This window comes from Synechococcus sp. M16.1, from assembly GCF_014279895.1.
Lineage (GTDB): Bacteria > Cyanobacteriota > Cyanobacteriia > PCC-6307 > Cyanobiaceae > Parasynechococcus.
Window position 1 is genome coordinate 426,685 of sequence record NZ_CP047954.1, and the last position, 18,158, is coordinate 444,842.

The 18,158-nt window shown below is 58.3% G+C and carries 17 protein-coding genes, 3 tRNA genes and 2 rRNA genes; 13 read left to right on the forward strand and 9 right to left on the reverse strand.

The genetic code is table 11. The features are described 5' to 3' along the window. Positions 1–5 precede the first annotated feature (5 nt). Entirely contained in the window at positions 6–482 is a 477-nt protein-coding gene (locus SynM161_RS02290; protein ID WP_115080260.1) for a 2Fe-2S iron-sulfur cluster-binding protein, read from the forward strand. A 59-nt stretch (positions 483–541) separates the two neighbouring features. Further along, positions 542–646, forward strand: coding sequence for a photosystem II reaction center protein PsbM (gene psbM / locus SynM161_RS02295; RefSeq protein WP_025362091.1), 105 nt, complete (start codon positions 542–544; stop codon positions 644–646). A 1-nt stretch (position 647) separates the two neighbouring features. On the opposite strand, the gene SynM161_RS02300 is transcribed toward psbM, so the two are convergent. Continuing rightward, on the reverse strand, positions 648–1,496 hold the full coding sequence (locus SynM161_RS02300) for a universal stress protein (protein WP_186541867.1): 849 nt from the start codon (positions 1,494–1,496) through the stop codon (positions 648–650). Positions 1,497–1,578: 82 nt separating this feature from the next. Between SynM161_RS02300 and SynM161_RS02305 the strand changes: the two genes are divergently transcribed. The 5 genes from SynM161_RS02305 (at position 1,579) to SynM161_RS02325 (ending at position 4,788) form a co-directional block, all read left to right on the forward strand. Beyond that, positions 1,579–1,983, forward strand: a complete 405-nt coding sequence (locus SynM161_RS02305; RefSeq protein WP_186541868.1) for a thioesterase family protein — start codon at positions 1,579–1,581, stop codon at positions 1,981–1,983. 91 nt (positions 1,984–2,074) lie between these two features. Next, a complete protein-coding gene (locus SynM161_RS02310; RefSeq protein ID WP_370593099.1) occupies positions 2,075–3,106 on the forward strand; it encodes a DNA-processing protein DprA in 1,032 nt (343 codons plus the stop codon). Beyond that, positions 3,085–3,990, forward strand: coding sequence for a peptide chain release factor N(5)-glutamine methyltransferase (gene prmC, locus SynM161_RS02315; protein WP_186541869.1), 906 nt, complete (start codon positions 3,085–3,087; stop codon positions 3,988–3,990). Before SynM161_RS02310 ends, prmC begins: the two co-directional genes overlap by 22 nt. Positions 3,991–4,003: 13 nt before the next feature. Next, a complete protein-coding gene (locus tag SynM161_RS02320; protein WP_255441870.1) occupies positions 4,004–4,618 on the forward strand; it encodes an L-threonylcarbamoyladenylate synthase in 615 nt (204 codons plus the stop codon). After that, positions 4,615–4,788, forward strand: a complete 174-nt coding sequence (locus tag SynM161_RS02325; RefSeq protein ID WP_170952057.1) for a hypothetical protein — start codon at positions 4,615–4,617, stop codon at positions 4,786–4,788. The genes SynM161_RS02320 and SynM161_RS02325 overlap by 4 nt, the downstream gene beginning before the upstream one ends. Positions 4,789–4,797: 9 nt before the next feature. Here the strand turns inward: SynM161_RS02325 and SynM161_RS02330 are convergent. From SynM161_RS02330 to ctpZ, 7 genes are all read right to left on the reverse strand, one after another. Then, a tRNA-Thr gene (locus SynM161_RS02330) sits at positions 4,798–4,869 on the reverse strand. Further along, positions 4,860–5,114 carry a response regulator transcription factor gene (locus SynM161_RS02335; RefSeq protein ID WP_186541870.1) on the reverse strand — a complete coding sequence of 85 codons (255 nt, stop codon included), beginning with the start codon at positions 5,112–5,114 and terminating at the stop codon, positions 4,860–4,862. The genes SynM161_RS02330 and SynM161_RS02335 overlap by 10 nt, the downstream gene beginning before the upstream one ends. Continuing rightward, complete coding sequence (gene minE / locus SynM161_RS02340) at positions 5,111–5,419, reverse strand: cell division topological specificity factor MinE (protein WP_006851856.1); 309 nt, start codon at positions 5,417–5,419, stop codon at positions 5,111–5,113. Before minE ends, SynM161_RS02335 begins: the two co-directional genes overlap by 4 nt. A 4-nt stretch (positions 5,420–5,423) precedes the next feature. Then, positions 5,424–6,236, reverse strand: coding sequence for a septum site-determining protein MinD (gene minD / locus SynM161_RS02345; RefSeq protein ID WP_006849989.1), 813 nt, complete (start codon positions 6,234–6,236; stop codon positions 5,424–5,426). A gap of 56 nt (positions 6,237–6,292) precedes the next feature. After that, positions 6,293–6,931, reverse strand: a complete 639-nt coding sequence (minC, locus tag SynM161_RS02350) for a septum site-determining protein MinC (protein WP_186542402.1) — start codon at positions 6,929–6,931, stop codon at positions 6,293–6,295. Positions 6,932–6,938: 7 nt separating this feature from the next. Further along, positions 6,939–8,204: an HD domain-containing protein gene (locus tag SynM161_RS02355; protein WP_186541871.1), complete on the reverse strand. Its 1,266-nt coding sequence runs from the start codon at positions 8,202–8,204 to the stop codon at positions 6,939–6,941. Next, the gene (gene ctpZ / locus SynM161_RS02360) at positions 8,201–9,478 is read right to left on the reverse strand and encodes a carboxyl-terminal processing protease CtpZ (RefSeq protein ID WP_186541872.1); all 1,278 of its coding nucleotides are present in this window, start codon (positions 9,476–9,478) and stop codon (positions 8,201–8,203) included. Before ctpZ ends, SynM161_RS02355 begins: the two co-directional genes overlap by 4 nt. A gap of 67 nt (positions 9,479–9,545) precedes the next feature. Between ctpZ and petB the strand changes: the two genes are divergently transcribed. Together petB and petD are read left to right on the forward strand one after the other, a co-directional pair. Then, positions 9,546–10,202: a cytochrome b6 gene (petB, locus tag SynM161_RS02365; protein ID WP_011363493.1), complete on the forward strand. Its 657-nt coding sequence runs from the start codon at positions 9,546–9,548 to the stop codon at positions 10,200–10,202. Between the two features lie 39 nt (positions 10,203–10,241). After that, on the forward strand, positions 10,242–10,724 hold the full coding sequence (petD, locus tag SynM161_RS02370) for a cytochrome b6-f complex subunit IV (protein WP_006851144.1): 483 nt from the start codon (positions 10,242–10,244) through the stop codon (positions 10,722–10,724). A 76-nt stretch (positions 10,725–10,800) separates the two neighbouring features. On the opposite strand, the gene SynM161_RS02375 is transcribed toward petD, so the two are convergent. Then, on the reverse strand, positions 10,801–12,258 hold the full coding sequence (locus tag SynM161_RS02375; protein WP_186541873.1) for a glycoside hydrolase 100 family protein: 1,458 nt from the start codon (positions 12,256–12,258) through the stop codon (positions 10,801–10,803). A gap of 683 nt (positions 12,259–12,941) precedes the next feature. Between SynM161_RS02375 and SynM161_RS02380 the strand changes: the two genes are divergently transcribed. The 4 genes from SynM161_RS02380 (at position 12,942) to SynM161_RS02395 (ending at position 18,070) form a co-directional block, all read left to right on the forward strand. Then, positions 12,942–14,427, forward strand: a 16S ribosomal RNA gene (locus SynM161_RS02380). Between the two features lie 184 nt (positions 14,428–14,611). Further along, positions 14,612–14,685: transfer RNA gene (locus SynM161_RS02385), tRNA-Ile, on the forward strand. Between the two features lie 9 nt (positions 14,686–14,694). Beyond that, a tRNA-Ala gene (locus SynM161_RS02390) sits at positions 14,695–14,767 on the forward strand. 435 nt (positions 14,768–15,202) lie between these two features. Continuing rightward, positions 15,203–18,070 (forward strand): 23S ribosomal RNA (locus tag SynM161_RS02395). Together the 16S and 23S rRNA genes with 2 tRNA genes alongside form the textbook arrangement of a ribosomal RNA operon. Positions 18,071–18,158: the final 88 nt, after the last annotated feature.

Here is an 18,158-nt window from a genome sequence, read left to right on the forward strand (position 1 = left end):
AGCTCATGCCCGTTATCCGGTTTGTTCGCGAAGGGCGTGATGTGGAGTGTTACCCCGGTGAGAATCTGCGTGAGGTGGCCCGTCGCGAGGGGATCGAGCTCTACGGCCTGAAGGGGCAGCTGGGCAATTGCGGAGGGTGTGGTCAGTGCATTACCTGCTTCGTTTCCGTGGTGGACGAAGACAACGCCGATGCGCTGACGGCACGCACTGCCGTCGAAGACAGCAAGTTGCGCCGTCGACCCCAGGAGTGGCGTCTGGCATGCCAGGCCCTGGTGGAGAAGTCCGTCATGGTTCTCACCCGGCCTCAGGTGAGGCTCGCCAATGCCGATTCGAGATTGGCTGCGGCCAGGCAGGCCCCGCTGCCGGCGGGTCCCACGGCATGGCCAGCGCCTCCGGCCAGTGAGCTCGATGAGGAGGAGCAGGATGGGGGCGATGGCGACGGCCGAGATGCCAAGGCTGCTACCGCCGGTGACGAGGCCTAGGGCAGACGCTCCCCAGGCCTCTTGTCGGTGATACCTTCGCCTGGATCCCTCCAACGGCCATGGAAACCAACGATCTCGGATTCGTCGCCAGCCTCCTCTTCATCCTGGTTCCGGCGATCTTCCTGATCGTGCTCTACATCGGCACGCAGAACAACGAGGCCTGATTCAGCCTTGTTCAGGCTCACGCACCAGCAGCACAGGGGCTGGTGCGTGCACTCGGATGTAGTCGCTGACTGATCCGCCCAGAAGCTTGTCCAAATCCACCAGTCCTCTGGCGACAAGAGGACGTCGGTCCTGAGAGGCGATGACCACCAGGTCGGCGTTGCATTCCGATGCAGCCAGGCAAACGCTGCGACCGATGTCCTTCCCTTCGGTGTGGATAGCTTTCATGTCGACGCCGAAACCCCTGGCCCGCTGAACAGCGGAGTCAAGAACCTCGTCTGCTTTTGTGCGGCCTCCCCGGGACGGTGCTGACTCCTGACGTACGACATGGACACCGGTGAGGGTGCCGCCGGGGATTTCACGCACCAGTTCGCAGGCCGTGCGTAGAGCGTCGTCCCCAACGCCTGTTCCGTCGATCGTCACCATCACGCGGTTGACATGCTTGACGTAGAGGTCATCCCGCACCAGCAGCATCGGCCGCGTGGACAGTTGAAAGACGTATTGGCTGGTGCTGTTGGCCAGGATCGATTGAAGCCGTCCCAGGCCGCGGGATCCCATCACGATCAGGTCGGCCTGAACCTCATCGGCAACCTTGAGCACGGTCTGCTTGGTGTCGCCCTCGCGAATCAAGGTGCTCACGCTTGATGGGCTCAGGCCCATGCGCGTGATTGCGCTGTTCAAGAGGTTTTCTGCTTCGTCGCGATGGCCGTCGGATTGCGACTTGCTTTGCTCCGACACCACATGCAGCAAATTGATTTTTGCGGCCTTCAGGCTGGGAATGTCCTGGAGCATCCGGATCATTTCCTCGACGTGACCCTTGCCCGAGTCGGCAATTAGAAGGTTCCTGAACACAGGGAGATGAAGCAGCCTCTGCGGAAGCCTATGGGTGGTTGCCTCCGTGGAGAGAAGCTGATGTCACAGCGTTACGCGGATCATGTACACCCTGAACAAGCGTGTGCTGCCACAGCACACCGATTACGCCGGTGTGATGTGGCATGGGGCCTATGTGCAGTGGCTTGAGGAGGCCAGGGTTGAGGCCCTCCAGGCTGCGGGCCTTGGCTATGCCGCCATGACCGCGATGGGTGTCGATATGCCGGTGGTGTCCCTTCACCTGGATTACCGCAAGCCACTCCGGCACGGCGACGAAGTGTGTGTTGAAAGCCGATGCCCTGGTCAGCAGGGGGTGCGCTGGCCATGGATCTCACGCTTTGTCTGCGGAGACGCGGTGGTTGCGGAGGCGTCGGTGAATCTGGTGATGGTGCGTGAGGGGCGCGTGCTCAGGCGCGTGCCGGCGCAGCTGCAGGAGGTGATGGATCAGCTGGTGCGCCAATCGCTCTGAATCGAACCCTGAGCCACCGCTGCCGTGCTAGTGCACATGTACTTGCTCGAGGCTGGTGCGGGGGTGGTGGCTCTGGACCTGTTGCCCTGGCTTGGGCAACGCCCGCATGGCTGATCTGCGCAGGCTTTGCCGCGACCAAGCCATCGGCCCTGATCAGCTCTGGGGGTGGCCGATCGAACGCTTGGGCCAGGCGCTGGCTTGGCCGGCGCACTGTTTGCGCGACGTTGAGCGTTACAGGTTCGAGCACGGGGCTGCTCCGAAGCTTGACGTGCCTGCTTGTGCCCTTTTGCCGGGTGATCCTGGTTGGCCTCCTGGCTTGGATGATGTGCACTCACCCCCTTCCGGGCTCTACGTCGAAGGGGATCGATCGCTGCTTCGGCACATCCATGCCCGCACAGCCATCGCAGTGGTGGGCACGCGTTCCGCCTCGGACCATGGTCTTTCCATGGCTGAAGAACTGGGCCGTGGTCTGGCCGAGGCGGGTTGGCCCGTCCTTAGTGGTCTTGCGGAAGGGATTGATGCTGCAGCCCATCGCGGCTGTTTGGCCAGAAACGGTGCACCCATCGCGGTGTTGGGGACACCCTTGGACCGTGTCTATCCAGCCCACCACCGATCGTTGCAACAGCAGGTCGGCAGGCAAGGGCTGTTGATCAGTCCGAGTCGGTCCGGCTGCCGTGTGCGCCCAGGGCACTTCGCAGCGCGGAACCGTTGGTTGGTGGCCTTTGCCCAGGCGCTCGTGGTGGTGGAGTGTCCGCAACGCAGCGGAGCATTGATTTCGGCCCGCTGGGCGAGCCGGATGCAGTGCCCTATATGGGTGGTTCCGGGGGATGCCCGCCGTTGGTCCTCTCGGGGCAGCAATGCCCTGCTTCGCGATGGTGCGACTGCCTTGATTCACCCTGAGGATCTGCTCGCTTCCATTGGCGAGGGCCCGTTGAGGTCAGAGGAGTCACGCGGCAAGCATCAACGGTTGATGAAGGCCATTGGCTCAGGGGCGACCTTTGATCAGCTGGTGCTTCTTTTGCAGTGCTCCCCCGCTGAGCTGGCCCCCCAGCTTTTGGCGCTCGAATGTCGGCGCGAACTGCTGTGTGAATCTGGATTGCATTGGCGCAAGCCTCGGCCTTGAGAGACTGCACAACCGTTGCCGGCACTGATGTGTTGCAGTGGCGGCGCCGACAACTCGCCCGGGGTGGCACCGCGGCTGATCTGGATTGGCTGCTTGATCTGGCCGCTGGTCTTCGTTGGGCCAGCCTGCAACGGCTGTTGCTGGACCCCACGCGCACCGTCGCCCTGGAGCAGTCCCTTGAGGTGCTCTCTGAGCTGTGGGAGCGTCACCTTCATGGGAATGTTCCCCTCCAGCACCTGGTTGGGCTCTGTCCCTGGCGGGATGTGCTGCTTGAGTCGTCGCCTGCCGCCTTGATTCCCCGTCAGGAAACGGAACTGCTGGTGGATCTGGCCATGAGCCAGTTTAAAGCCACCCCTCCCGCTCGTTGGGCTGACCTCGGCACTGGTTCAGGAGCCATCGCTGTGGCTCTGGCCCGTGCCTGGCCCACGGCACCAGGGCATGGCGTTGACCTCAGTTCCGATGCCTTGCAGTTGGCAGAACGCAATCTTGAGCGTTGCGCCCCGCATCACAACTGTTCGCTGCACCTCGGGTCGTGGTGGTCTCCCCTCAAGAGCTGGTGGGGAAGCCTGGATTTGGTGGTCAGCAATCCTCCATACATCCCCAGTGCTGTGGTTGACGGTCTTGAGGCTGTGGTGCGTGACCACGAACCTCACTTGGCGTTGCTTGGGGGAGCAGATGGCTTGGATGCGATCCGCACGGTGGTGGATGGCGCCCTAATGGGGCTGTCGCCCGGAGGTTGGCTTCTGCTCGAACACCACCACGACCAGAGCGCTCAGGTGACGCAGCTGCTGCGGGATGCCGGCTTGGTGGAGGTCAGAGCGGCCGCTGATCTTGAGGGGACCCTCCGCTTTGCGCTTGCTTGCAAACCTGCCGCATCAAGCTGATGCAACGCCTGCGATGAAGGAAGGATTCATGCCTGCTCCGGTTCTGGCCGCCTCCGACCTGGCGCTGCTGCTTCGTGCCGGTGAAGCCGCCATCATTCCCACCGACACGCTGCCGGGCCTGGCGGTGCTTCCCGATCAAGCCCAGACCCTCTGGCTCTTGAAATGCCGACCAGCCGATAAGCCCCTCATTTTGATGGGTGCATCCGTCAATGACTTGCTCCAAGAGGTTGAGGGGCCCTGCCATCGGGAGGTTGAAGCTTTGGCTGAGCGCTATTGGCCTGGAGCGCTCACGCTGGTGTTGCCTGCCCGTGATGGTGGTGCGGGCCGGTATCTCAACCCAGGTGGAACAACCCTGGGCTGCCGCATTCCGGCCTGTGAGCAGACCCGCGCGCTGCTTCAGATCAGCGGGCCGTTGGCCACCACCAGTGCCAATCGCTCCGGTGAACCCGCCAGCACGACCGCAGCAGAGGCGGCTCTGGTTTTCCCTGATGTCGCGCAGCTGGGTCCCCAGCCCTGGCCTCAACCCTCGGGCCAGGCCAGCACGGTGTTGGTCTGGGTGGAGGAAGGACGCTGGCGCCTGGTGCGCCGGGGTGCTGTGATTCCAGCAGGGGTTGAGGTGCTCGAGTGATCTCGCTTGTTGGGTTCTGCCTGCTGGTGATGGCCTTGCTTCATTGGGTGCTGGAACCCCTTGAAGCGGTCTTCACCTGGACGCTTCAACTGAATCTTCTCCCCTGGTTGTTGGGGGTGTTCTTCATCTGGCTGCTGGCGGGCGAATCAGACCGCAGTACGTCGCCCTGATCCAGATCAAGCCGGCTAACGGATTTGAACCGATGGCCTTCGCTTTACAAAAGCGCTGCTCTACCGCTGAGCTAAGCCGGCATGGGCTGCATCGTACCGGCTGCCAGGCGATTCAAGGCGGGGTCTTGATCGCTAATCAGCCAAAGCACCAGCTCGAGTCGATTGCGACATCCGCTTTTCCGGAGTGCCCTGCTGATGTGGCATTCAACGGTGCGATGACTGATCACCAACCGCTGGGCGATGGCTCGGTTGTTGAGGCCTTCGAGGAACAACAGCACCACCCGCTGTTCAGCGGGGGTGAGGAGGTTCGGGATTCGAGGTTTCAAGCTTGAGCAGGTTGCTGCTCAGAGGGTTCCACCTTGGCGGGTTGGGCGATCGGGCGACGGATCGGCAGGTTCGCCACCAGGGCGGTGACGCGATCTTCCGTCTCGAGGCTCACATCACCTTCAGCGAGGTCGATCTCCACGTAGCGGGCCACCACTTCGAGGATCTCGCGCCGCATTTGTTCGAGCAGCTCCGGATTGAGGTCGCTGCGGTCGTGGGCCAGCACCAACTGCAGCCGCTCTTTGGCTGTTTCTGCACTGGCGGGCTGACGGCGCAGGAGTTTGTCGATGAATTCCTTGAGTGTCATCGCCTCAGAAAATCCGGGTTTGCATCAGCTTGCGCATCCTGGCGCGGAGGCCGCGGCGGGCCTGGGAGGGGTCCATCAGAGGAATGTCTTCACCCTGAAGCCGTTGAGCGATGTTGCCGTAGGCCTGGGCCGCTGGGGACGACGAATCACTCAGGGTCAAGGGTTCACCGCGGTTGGTGCTCACGATCACCTGTTCGTCTTCAAAAACAAGCCCCAGAAGAGGTAACGCCAGGATGTCGGTGACGTCGTCCACCGAAAGCATTTCCTGATTCGACATCATCTTCGGCCGCACCCTGTTGAGCACGAGCTGCACAGGCTGCACGCCCTGGGTGTTTAGAAGCCCGATCACCCGATCAGCGTCCCGCACGGCGGCCACTTCCGGGGTGGTGATCACCACTGCTTCTCGAGCTGCGGCCGCGGCATTTTTGAATCCGTCCTCGATGCCTGCCGGGCAGTCGATCAACACGTAATCGAACTGGCGTTCCAGCAGCGCAACGATGGCCTGCATGTCCTTGGGCTTGAGCCACTCGAGCATCCGAGGGTTGCCCGCAGGGAGCAGGGCCAGATTGGGCTCCTGCTTGTGCTTCACCAGGGCTTGCTCCAGCCGGCAGGTCTCGGCCAACACCTCCTGAGCGGTGTAGACGATGCGGTTCTCCAGGCCCAGGAGCAGATCGAGGTTCCTCAGACCGAAGTCCGCGTCAAGAACCACGGTCTTGGCGCCTTGGCGGGCAAGTGCGATCCCAAGGTTTGCCGTGGTCGTTGTTTTTCCGACACCGCCTTTGCCAGAACAGATGAGGATGGTTCGGGTCGTCGACACCAGGGTTCTGCTTTGGTGCGGCCAGAATAATCTGGCTTTTGGGCCTGACAACGACGTCAGCGTTTTTGAAAGCTCTGGATGACGGCGGGTTCAATGGCGATCACGCCATCCTTGAGCTCGGCCTGTTCGGCCAAACCCGCCTGGGGCAGATCCTCGGGGCCTCGGGCGACAACGTCAGCAATCCTCAGTTGCAGTGGCCGCAGCTGCAGGGCAACGATTTTCGCGGTTGTTGACCCCTCACATCCGGCATGGGCCACGCCCCGCAGGCGACCCCACACCAAAACATCAGCGGCTGAACTGATCCGCGCTCCGGGATTCACATCGCCATAGAGAAGGATGGTGCGCTCGCTTTGGAGATGGTCGCCGGAGCGCAGGGTTCCGTGATGAAACAACAGCTCGGAAGGGGCTGCCGTCACAGGATTGGGCTGGAGTTCACGGCTGGACGGCGTGTTGGACCGGCTTGCGTCCAGTCCCAAGGCTGAAGCACTCACAACCGTCTCGGCGGCCTGGCCGGTGATGCGTCCGAGTTGATGGCCTGCCTCGCTCACGGCGGCGCACAAATCAGCGAGGTCGCTGCAGGTCAATACCCAGTCCCCGCAATCGAGATCAACAATCGGCTGGGAACACCTGCTCAGCAGATCCGGCAAACGATCCCTCCAGTGATCCAGGCGCTGGTCGGGAAGCCTCAAGGTCATGGCTGCTTCACGCTGCTGCTGCTCGGGGCCATTCAACGTCCATCTCCTGCCTTAGTTCGTTGCTGATGTCGCGGGGGTGAATCAACCAGGAGGTTGCCGCCGGGGTCGCCAGACTTGCGACAAGGGGAGAGGCTTTCTCCAGGGCTTGGAGTTGTTGCCCGTCCCAGAGGCGCAAGCCGCCTCGATAGGGGTGGTACCCGCGCAGCTGTTGATGACGCAATCCGCAGCAGAGTTCAGGGTCGTGGCCATGACGATCGGCCAGACGCCTTGCTGTTGCGAGCAATTGCAGTTGATCCGCCGGGGAAAGATGTTCAACGGCCGTTGCTTTGAGCAGGCGTCGATCCAGGAAACGCCCACTCAGTTCAGCCAGGGCTGCTGGCGCTTCGGCTTGCCAACGCTGGAGGTGGTAGCCGGTGCGTTGGTCATCGTTAGCGAGGAAGTCCTCCAAGCGGATCTGGTCTGGTTGCCAGAGCCAGGTGGCCATCACCTCATCAGCCCACACCTGGTCAGGACCCAGTTGTCGTGCCGTCAGGATCAGTTTTTCCAGCAGCCAGTTGCACACCACATTCAACCGGTGGTTGTAGACGCTCCTGTACATGAGGTTTCTCACCACCAGGTAGTGCTCCACAGCCATCAGACCCTTGGGATGAATGGCCATGTCCCCGTCAGGGGCCAGGGTCAGTGCTCCCAGGATGCGGTCGAGATCCAGTTGCCCGTAGCGCGTTCCGGTGCTGTAGCTGTCGCGCAGGAGGTAATCCAGTCGGTCGCAATCCAGCTGACTGCTGACCAGGTGTTTGATCAGGGGGTGAGGGCTGCGTCCATGCTCCAGCAGGTTCGCCACCGCCTCAGCCGTGCCGGATGCATGGCTCTCCAGACAGTCATGGATCTCTGGGTGATGCCGGATCACCCGCGCTGACCACGCTTCATGGTGCAGGCCAAACATCTCTTCGCCGGTGTGGCTGAGGGGGCCATGGCCAATGTCATGGAGCAAAGCAGCTCCGTAGAGCAGCCCCCGATACGTCTCCAACTCGGGTGCCAACGGCAGCATCCGCTCAAACGCACGGCGTGCCAGATGAAAGACCCCCAGCGAGTGGGTGAATCGACTGGATTCAGCGCTGTGAAAGGTGAGGTAGGCCGGACCCAGCTGGCGGATGCGTCGCAGGCGCTGGAATGGCGCCGTGTCCACCAGGTCCATCACGATTCCCTCGGCTGGGGCTTGGCGGTCAAGACCAATGCCGCGATGCAGAGGGTCGTGATAGGTCCGCTGACTCATGCCTCGGTCTCGTCAGCGGGTTGTTCCAGCAGGGCCTCCATCCATTGCTCAGCTTCCGAGAGCCAGCGATCACCGTCACCGCCGGGGTTCAGGGGTTCCGGATCTGACAACCCACGATCGGGAGCGATGCCTTCCCCTTGAATGTCCCGTCCACTCGGTGTCACGTAGCCAGCAACGGTCACGGCGAGACCGCTGCCATCACTGAGGTTTGTCAGCGTTTGAATCAGCCCTTTGCCGAACGTCTGTCCTCCGAGAAGCGTGGCGCGTTCGTTGTCCTGGAGGGCGCCAGCCAGGATTTCACTCGCACTGGCCGTCCCTCCGTTCACGAGGGTGACCATCGGTCCGTCGTACACCGTCTGGAGACTGGCCTGGATGGTGTCATTGATGCCCTCGCGGTTGCGGGTTTCAACGATGGCGCCACCGGAAAGGAAGTCGTCGGCGACCGCCAATCCAGCGCTCACCAAGCCGCCTGAGTTGTTGCGGAGGTCGAGCACCAATCCTTCGATCTCCTTGTTCTGCAGCTCTGTGATGGCTTCTTTCACCTGTTCGGGAACTCCCTCGCTGAACTGGGTGATCCGCAGATAGCCAAGGGTGTGACTGCCGCTGCGCAAGCGCCTTGTGCGCACCGGTCTGAGGTCCACGCTGCGGCGTTCCAGGGTCAGCTCGTTTGTTTCTCCGCTGCCGTTGTCCAGCGTCAGCACCACCTGCGAACCCACGTCTCCGCGCAGCGCTGCCACGGTTCCCTCCAGACCCAGATCCACCACGTCCTTGCCGTCAACAGACAGCAATTGCGTGCCACTGGTGATCTCCGCCTCGCCGGCGGGTGAACCCTCGAGGGCAGATATCACCACAACACCATTGCTGCTTTCATCCGGCCCGAGTTGCAAGCCCACACCACTGAGGCTGCCGTTGGTGCTGTTCTTCAGCGCCGTGTAGTCCTCTGGACGAAGCAGCCGCGTGTAGGGGTCGCCCAGCTGAGCCAGCATCGATTCGATGGCTTCATAGGCATCGTTGCTGCTCTCGATACTGCGTTCCATGGCCTTCTGCCGTTGACGCTTCCAACGCACCGCATCAAGTTGCTCTGGGTTCCAAAAGCCCTGGTTCACAAGCCGCCAGCTGTCCACCACGAGCTGTTGTGTGTCGCTAAGTGCAACGGCTGTGCAGGCGCTGCCCAGCACCAAAAAGCAGCAAAGAGACGCTGCGATCAGTTGCCTCAGCACCTGAAAACCTTTGCGCCGCAGCCAGTCTGAAAGATCGTTAACAGTTGGATACATCGCGGTGGGTTCGCCTCAGTGGCAGAAGCGTGCTCAGTAGACTTTCGCAACTCGAGCCCGCTTGTGCATGGCGAACTCATCACCGGTTTACGACTGGTTCCAGGAACGTCTGGAAATCCAGGACATTGCTGACGACATTGGTTCCAAGTACGTGCCCCCCCACGTCAACATCTTTTATTGCCTGGGGGGCATCACGTTGGTGTGCTTCCTGATCCAGTTCGCGACTGGGTTCGCGATGACCTTCTATTACAAGCCCACTGTTGCTGAGGCTTACAAGTCGGTCGAATACCTGATGACCGACGTCAGCTTCGGTTGGCTGATCCGCTCTGTGCACCGCTGGAGCGCATCAATGATGGTGTTGATGCTCATCCTGCACGTGTTCCGTGTGTACCTCACCGGCGGCTTCAAGCGTCCCCGTGAGCTCACTTGGGTCACCGGTGTGACCATGGCAGTCATCACCGTGTCCTTCGGTGTGACCGGTTACTCCCTTCCCTGGGACCAGGTTGGTTACTGGGCAGTGAAGATCGTTTCCGGCGTCCCTGCTGCCATCCCTGTTGTTGGCGATTTCATGGTGGAACTGCTTCGCGGTGGCGAAAGCGTTGGCCAGGCCACGCTTACTCGCTTCTACAGCCTTCACACCTTCGTGATGCCCTGGCTGCTGGCGGTGTTCATGCTCATGCACTTCCTGATGATTCGGAAGCAGGGCATTTCTGGTCCCTTGTGATCTGCGTTCCTACTGTTCCCTCAACACCTGGACTAAACGATGCACATTCTCAAGAAGCCTGATCTCTCTGATCCCAAGATGCGGGCCAAGCTCGCCAAGGGCATGGGTCACAACTATTACGGCGAGCCTGCCTGGCCTAACGATCTCCTCTACATCTTCCCGGTGGTGATCCTCGGCACCATCGCCTGCGTGGTTGGTCTGGCCGTCCTGGATCCAGCCATGCTCGCTGACAAAGCTGATCCTTTCGCCACCCCTCTGGAAATTCTTCCTGAGTGGTACCTCTACCCCGTTTTCCAGATTCTGCGGGTTGTTCCCAACAAGCTTCTGGGTATTGCTCTGCAAACCCTCGTTCCCCTGGGTCTGATGCTTGTTCCTTTCATCGAAAGCTTCAACAAGTTCCAGAACCCTTTCCGTCGTCCCGTGGCGATGACTGTCTTCTTGACCGGAACCCTGGTCACCATCTACCTCGGTATTGGTGCAGCACTTCCGATCGATAAGTCCCTCACCCTCGGACTGTTCTGATCCGTTCTTCGAGAACAGCTCATGGACCCCGGCTCGTCGAGCTGGGGTTTTTTTGTGCCATGGCTGCGGTGGTTCGTCAGTGACCCATCGATTCGTCGAGGTTGAGCATCAGCACGTCGTCTGGGTTGACGTGGAGAAAGTGGTGCATCAACAGAAAACCAACGATGGTCCAGGTCTGATAGGTGCGTGATTGCTGTCCAACCCAGGTTCCTGTGGGGCCATCGAAATATTCAGCCCACTGCTGACGTGGCAGTTGGTTGAGATGGCTCCAGTAGCACTCGTCCAACAGCGTTTTCATTTGCCCCATCAGCAACACGTCGGCCTGTGGATTCAGCCGTTCGTGCAGAAGGATGGATGCACCAAAAAACCAGAGCAGGCTCGGCCAGTGGCCACCGTTGTGATAACTCCAGGGCCAGTTCTTGGGGTCGGAGCCCGTTTTGTTCTCCCATTCCACGCCCTCCATGGGGGGATGACAGATGCGCATCGGCATCTGGGCCATGAGGTGGTCACGGTTGTGCAGCACCAGTCGGAACAGGGCCCGTTGCTGTGGCGCGGTCAGCAACCCGAACAGCGATGCCAGGGAATTTCCTAAGGAGTAGAAGCGGAAATCCGGGCGTCCGGTCCGCATGTTGCCGATCATGTAACCGCCACGGTTCTCGAGCCAGTCCTGCAACCAGTCGGGGATGACCTGGGGTTGAACGTTGAATTCGTTGTGGTGCTGGTTTTCGCCGTACTGCTCCGTGGGGCGTCGCCGAAGCACTTGCATCGTTTTGCTGGTCACCCAGTAGTGCTTCAGCAGGAACTGCCGCAAGTCATGGGTCCATTGCCGGCTCAGCCGCAATCGTTCCCCCAGAAGAACGCTGTTCTCGTGGCGTTGGCAGAGTTCCATCAGCCCAACGCAGCTGCGCAGCGCTGCGAAGAGCAGCACCTCCACTTCCAGTGGAGCGCCCCACACGTCCATGGGGCGATCAATCATGAACGCGCAGTCGGGAACGAACAGCACCGGTGTGCCCTCGAAGCTGGGGTGAAGAACCAGATCGAGCAGCAGTTGCAAACCGCGTTGCACTTCCGGACTGCGACCGAAGTCGACGTCCCCACTGCGTTTGACGTAGATCCAGCAGAGAATTGGCCACCAGAGGCTTGCATCCACCGAGGTGATGCGACCGATCGAGCGCTGGCCATAGTCAGCAACCAGTTCTCCCTCTTCCTCCACAAAGCTGGTGGGGAAGACACCGCGGGTTTGAACGTTGGTGCTTTGGAGCTGAAGGCTGACGCTCAAAAACTGCTTCACGATGGCGAAGCGGCCTTCCAGCATCAGGTAGATCATCACGGGAACGTTGTCCCGCAGGAAGATCTCGCCGTAGTTGAGGGCGTCGTCAGCGCGGCGATGTTCCATCGCGGCAACGCTGCCGGCGAGTTCCCCTTGTACGCCAATGAGCGTGGCTTCGAAGTGTTCCCGTGCTTTTTGCAGCACTTGCTCTTCGTTTGAGTTGGGGCGGAAACGCTGGCTTTGTTCGGTGAAACGCGTTGGCATCGCGGTGACCTCCAACTGAAACGTAGTTCTGGCAATGGGTTTCGCCAGTGGAAGCAACCCTTCAGATCTTCAAGGGGGCTTGCCCATTGCGACAGCGGGGGATGTGGTGTTATGGTTTTGTCTTGCGCGGGAGCCGAGAGGCGAGCGCGCAAGCCGAAGCGCTTGAGGCGAAAGTCTTGATGTGTCTGAGGCGGCTTACGAGACCAAGAGGGAGCGATCCCACGGTGTTGTAAGTTCTTCAAGCGGTCGCGAGAGGCCGCGATGACCAACCAACCGATCTCCTGAGAGGGAGTGAGGAACAGTCTGGTCGCACCTGGACAATTGAAAAGTTTAGGAACTGACGCTTTCATCGCGTTTGGTTCTGAGCCGAACCGAGAGGTGAGGTGAGGAGCCGAATGAAAGAGCGATGAAGGTGTGAGGTCCCGTCAAAAAATTTCGTTGCGCTGAAGCAATTCGCTGCAACGAGAGGGTTTTCACGAGCTCTCTTGTTGCCGGTGTGCGAATTGTGGAGCAACAACCGGATCTGAGATCCCGGAAAGTCATTGATAGAGAAATCTAGAGATGCACTCTTAAGAACCCTTTTGTGTCAGCGAAAGGAGGCCTCAACTGTTGCCAGTTTTAACTGAGTAATGGGTGACGCAAATCATTTTGAGGACGTGAAAACGTCTAAGAGGAAATGATCTACAACGGAGAGTTTGATCCTGGCTCAGGATGAACGCTGGCGGCGTGCTTAACACATGCAAGTCGAACGAACCTTCGGGTTAGTGGCGGACGGGTGAGTAACGCGTGAGAATCTGCCCTCAGGAGGGGGACAACAGCTGGAAACGGCTGCTAATACCCCATATGCCGCGAGGTGAAATGAATTTCGCCTGAGGATGAGCTCGCGTCTGATTAGCTAGTTGGTGTAGGTAATGGCTCACCAAGGCATCGATCAGTAGCTGGTCTGAGAGGATGATCAGCCACACTGGGACTGAGACACGGCCCAGACTCCTACGGGAGGCAGCAGTGGGGAATTTTCCGCAATGGGCGAAAGCCTGACGGAGCAACGCCGCGTGAGGGATGAAGGCCTCTGGGCTGTAAACCTCTTTTATCAAGGAAGAAGATCTGACGGTACTTGATGAATAAGCCACGGCTAATTCCGTGCCAGCAGCCGCGGTAATACGGGAGTGGCAAGCGTTATCCGGAATTATTGGGCGTAAAGCGTCCGCAGGCGGCCCTTCAAGTCTGCTGTTAAAAAGTGGAGCTTAACTCCATCATGGCAGTGGAAACTGTTGGGCTTGAGTGTGGTAGGGGCAGAGGGAATTCCCGGTGTAGCGGTGAAATGCGTAGATATCGGGAAGAACACCAGTGGCGAAGGCGCTCTGCTGGGCCATCACTGACGCTCATGGACGAAAGCCAGGGGAGCGAAAGGGATTAGATACCCCTGTAGTCCTGGCCGTAAACGATGAACACTAGGTGTCGGGGGAATCGACCCCCTCGGTGTCGTAGCCAACGCGTTAAGTGTTCCGCCTGGGGAGTACGCACGCAAGTGTGAAACTCAAAGGAATTGACGGGGGCCCGCACAAGCGGTGGAGTATGTGGTTTAATTCGATGCAACGCGAAGAACCTTACCAGGGTTTGACATCCTGCGAATCTCTTGGAAACAGGAGAGTGCCTTCGGGAACGCAGTGACAGGTGGTGCATGGCTGTCGTCAGCTCGTGTCGTGAGATGTTGGGTTAAGTCCCGCAACGAGCGCAACCCACGTCTTTAGTTGCCAGCATTTAGTTGGGCACTCTAGAGAGACTGCCGGTGATAAACCGGAGGAAGGTGTGGATGACGTCAAGTCATCATGCCCCTTACATCCTGGGCTACACACGTACTACAATGCTACGGACAAAGGGCAGCAAGTTCGCGAGGACAAGCAAATCCCATAAACCGTGGCTCAGTTCAGATCGTAGGCTGCAACTCGCCTACGTGAAGGCGGAATCGCTAGTAATCGCAGGTCAGCATACTGCGGTGAATACGTTCCCGGGCCTTGTACACACCGCCCGTCACACCATGGAAGTTGGCCACGCCCGAAGCCGTTACTCCAACCCTTGTGGAGGAGGACGTCGAAGGTGGGGCTGATGACTGGGGTGAAGTCGTAACAAGGTATCCGTACCGGAAGGTGCGGATGGATCACCTCCTAACAGGGAGACAACACAATGATTTTGATGCCTGAGTGCTTTTATTCTTAGGCCGAAATCCTGTCACCTTAGGTCGATCGGTACCTCAGCTTTGAAGTCAAGGATCAGCAGCAATGTTGATTGCTTGATGGAGATTTTCAGTTCCTAAACTTTGTCTAGGTCACACCCCAAAAGGGATGAGACTCCTGGGCCATTAGCTCAGGTGGTTAGAGCGCACCCCTGATAAGGGTGAGGTCCCTGGTTCAAGTCCAGGATGGCCCATTCGGTGTTGGGGGTTTAGCTCAGTTGGTAGAGCGCCTGCTTTGCAAGCAGGATGTCAGGAGTTCGAGTCTCCTAACCTCCACTGACCGAACTTGATTCCCATCTCCAATTTTTTGGAGTTGAGCTCGATTGGAGTGTGATTTAGATGTGTCCGCTGGATGACCCCAGCTTCCTGTCATTCCAAGTTTCAGATTTTAAGTCTTGAATTTGGTTGATAAGATGCTGGGCTCGGATCAAATGATCAAGCAATTGATGATTTGATTTGAAGTTCTAGCAGAACCTTGACAACTGCATAGGTGAGTCTGGAAAAAACAAAGCATCTTACAGATGCATTGTTTTGAATCTGATCTTCCGAAAGGGAGATTGGATCTAGAACAATGAAAATTCTTTTGAGCAAGAGCCGAGACTCTTAAACGTTCTTTGGTTGGTGTCGAGCCAATCAGAGTTTGATCTTGTTTTTAGCAATAAAAACTTGAGAATCTGCTTTCAACGGCGGTAAGCGTTTAGGAGGTTAATTGGTCAAGCTACAAAGGGCTCACGGCGGATACCTTGGCACACAGAGGCGATGAAGGACGTGGTTACCTGCGATAAGTCTCGGGGAGCTGGAAGCACGCTTTGATCCGGGAATTTCCGAATGGGGCAACCCTTAATACGGCCAGCTGAATCCATAGGCTGGCACGAGCCAACCCAGCGAACTGAAACATCTTAGTAGCTGGAGGAAAGGAAAGTAAAAACGACTCCCTAAGTAGCGGCGAGCGAACGGGGAAGAGCCTAAACCGATACTTTCGAGTATCGGGGTTGTGGGACAGCAACGTGTATCAGGGAAGTTAGGAGAAGTGCTTGAATGGCACGCCACAGAGGGTGAAAGCCCCGTAACCGAAAACTGAACTGAGCTAGCTGTATCCCGAGTAGCACGGAGCACGTGAAATTCCGTGTGAATCCGCGAGGACCACCTCGTAAGGCTAAGTACTACTGTGTGACCGATAGCGAAACAGTACCGCGAGGGAAAGGTGAAAAGAACCCCGGGAGGGGAGTGAAATAGAACATGAAACCGTGAGCCTACAAGCAATGGGAGCCCTACTTATAGGGTGACCGTGTGCCTGTTGAAGAATGAGCCGGCGACTTATAGGCACTGGCGGGTTAAACCGGAAATGGTGGAGCCATAGCGAAAGCGAGTCTGAATAGGGCGTTTGTCAGTGTTTATAGACCCGAACCCGGGTGATCTAACCATGGCCAGGATGAAGCTTGGGTGATACCAAGTGGAGGTCCGAACCGACTGACGTTGAAAAGTCAGCGGATGAGCTGTGGTTAGGGGTGAAATGCCAATCGAACCCGGAGCTAGCTGGTTCTCCCCGAAATACGTTGAGGCGTAGCGTCTCGTGCTCCAGCAGGGGGGTAAAGCCACCATTTCGGTGCGGGCTGCGAGAGCGGTACCAAATCGAGATGAACTCTGAATACCCTGTGTGTAGCGAGGCAGTCAGACTGTGGGGGATAAGCTCCATGGTCGAGAGGGAAACAGCCCAGACCGCCAGCTAAGGTCCCCAAATCAACACTAAGTGATAAAGGAGGTGGGATTGCATAGACAACCAGGAGGTTTGCCTAGAAGCAGCCATCCTCAAAGGAGTGCGTAATAGCTCACTGGTCGAGCGATCCTGCGCCGAAAATGAACGGGGCTAAGTGTTGTACCGAAGCTGCGGATTTTTATGGTAGGGGAGCGTTCTATGTGGGGCGAAGCGTTAGCGTGAGCGGGCGTGGACTGCATAGAAGTGAGAATGTCGGCTTGAGTAGCGAAAACATGGGTGAGAATCCCATGCACCGAAACCCTAAGGGTTCCTCCGGCAGGCTCGTCCGCGGAGGGTTAGTCTGGACCTAAGGCGAGGCCGAAAGGCGTAGTCGATGGATAACAGGTCAACATTCCTGTACCGGTCATGTTTTGGGAAGAGGGACGGAGAAGGCTAGCCAAGCCAGATGTTGGTTACTGGTTCAAGCGTTCGAGGCGTTGAGGAGCGGTGAAAACGTTCCGAGCTGAGGCGTGAGTACGAGCTGCTACGGCAGCGAAGTTGGTGACGTCAAGCTTCCAAGAAAAGCTCTATACCCGTTAAGGCATGACTGCCAGTACCCGAAACCGACACAGGTGGGGTGGTAGAGAATACCGAGGTGCGCGAGGTAACTCTCTCTAAGGAACTCGGCAAAATGGCCCCGTAACTTCGGGAGAAGGGGTGCCACCGCAAGGTGGTCGCAGTGAAGAGGCCCTGGCGACTGTTTACCAAAAACACAGGTCTCCGCTAAGTCGCAAGACGATGTATGGGGGCTGACGCCTGCCCAGTGCCGGAAGGTTAAGGAAGCCGGTCAGCGTAAGCGAAGCTGGCGACTGAAGCCCCGGTGAACGGCGGCCGTAACTATAACGGTCCTAAGGTAGCGAAATTCCTTGTCGGGTAAGTTCCGACCCGCACGAAAGGCGTAACGATCAGGGCGCTGTCTCGGAGAGAGGCTCGGCGAAATAGAATTGTCTGTGAAGATGCGGACTACGTACACCTGGACAGAAAGACCCTATGAAGCTTTACTGTAGCTTGGTATTGTGCCCGGGCTCTGAATGCGCAGGATAGGTGGGAGACGTTGATCTCATGGTTGCGGCTATGAGTTAGTCACTGGTGAGATACCACTCTTTCAGAGCTAGGGTTCTAACGTTCACCCGTTATCCGGGGAGCGGACAGTATCAGGTGGGCAGTTTGACTGGGGCGGTCGCCTCCTAAAAGGTAACGGAGGCGCACAAAGGTTTCCTCAGGCTGGTTGGAAATCAGCTGACGAGTGCAAAAGCAGAAGGAAGCTTGACTGTGAGACCTACAAGTCGAACAGGGACGAAAGTCGGTTTTAGTGATCCGACGGTTCTGAGTGGAAGGGCCGTCGCTCAACGGATAAAAGTTACTCTAGGGATAACAGGCTGATCTCCCCCAAGAGTTCACATCGACGGGGAGGTTTGGCACCTCGATGTCGGCTCATCGCAACCTGGGGCTGAAGTCGGTCCCAAGGGTTGGGCTGTTCGCCCATTAAAGCGGTACGCGAGCTGGGTTCAGAACGTCGTGAGACAGTTCGGTCCATATCCGGTGTACGCGCAGGAACATTGAGAGGATTTCTCCCTAGTACGAGAGGACCGGGAGGAACGCACCTCTGGTGTACCAGTTATCGTGCCAACGGTAAACGCTGGGTAGCCATGTGCGGAGTGGATAACCGCTGAAAGCATCTAAGTGGGAAGCCCACCTCAAGATGAGTGTTCCCATGGGGTAACCCAGTAAGGTCACGGGAAGAACACCCGTTGATAGGCTCTACGTGGAAGTCCAGTAATGGATGCAGCGGAGGAGTACTAATAGACCGAGGGCTTGACCAACATTTTGGTTCTTGCCTGAAGACTCATTTCTTTGTTTGATTCAGACGTGCAGCTTTAGTTGCAGATCCTATGCAGTTCTCAGGGTTCA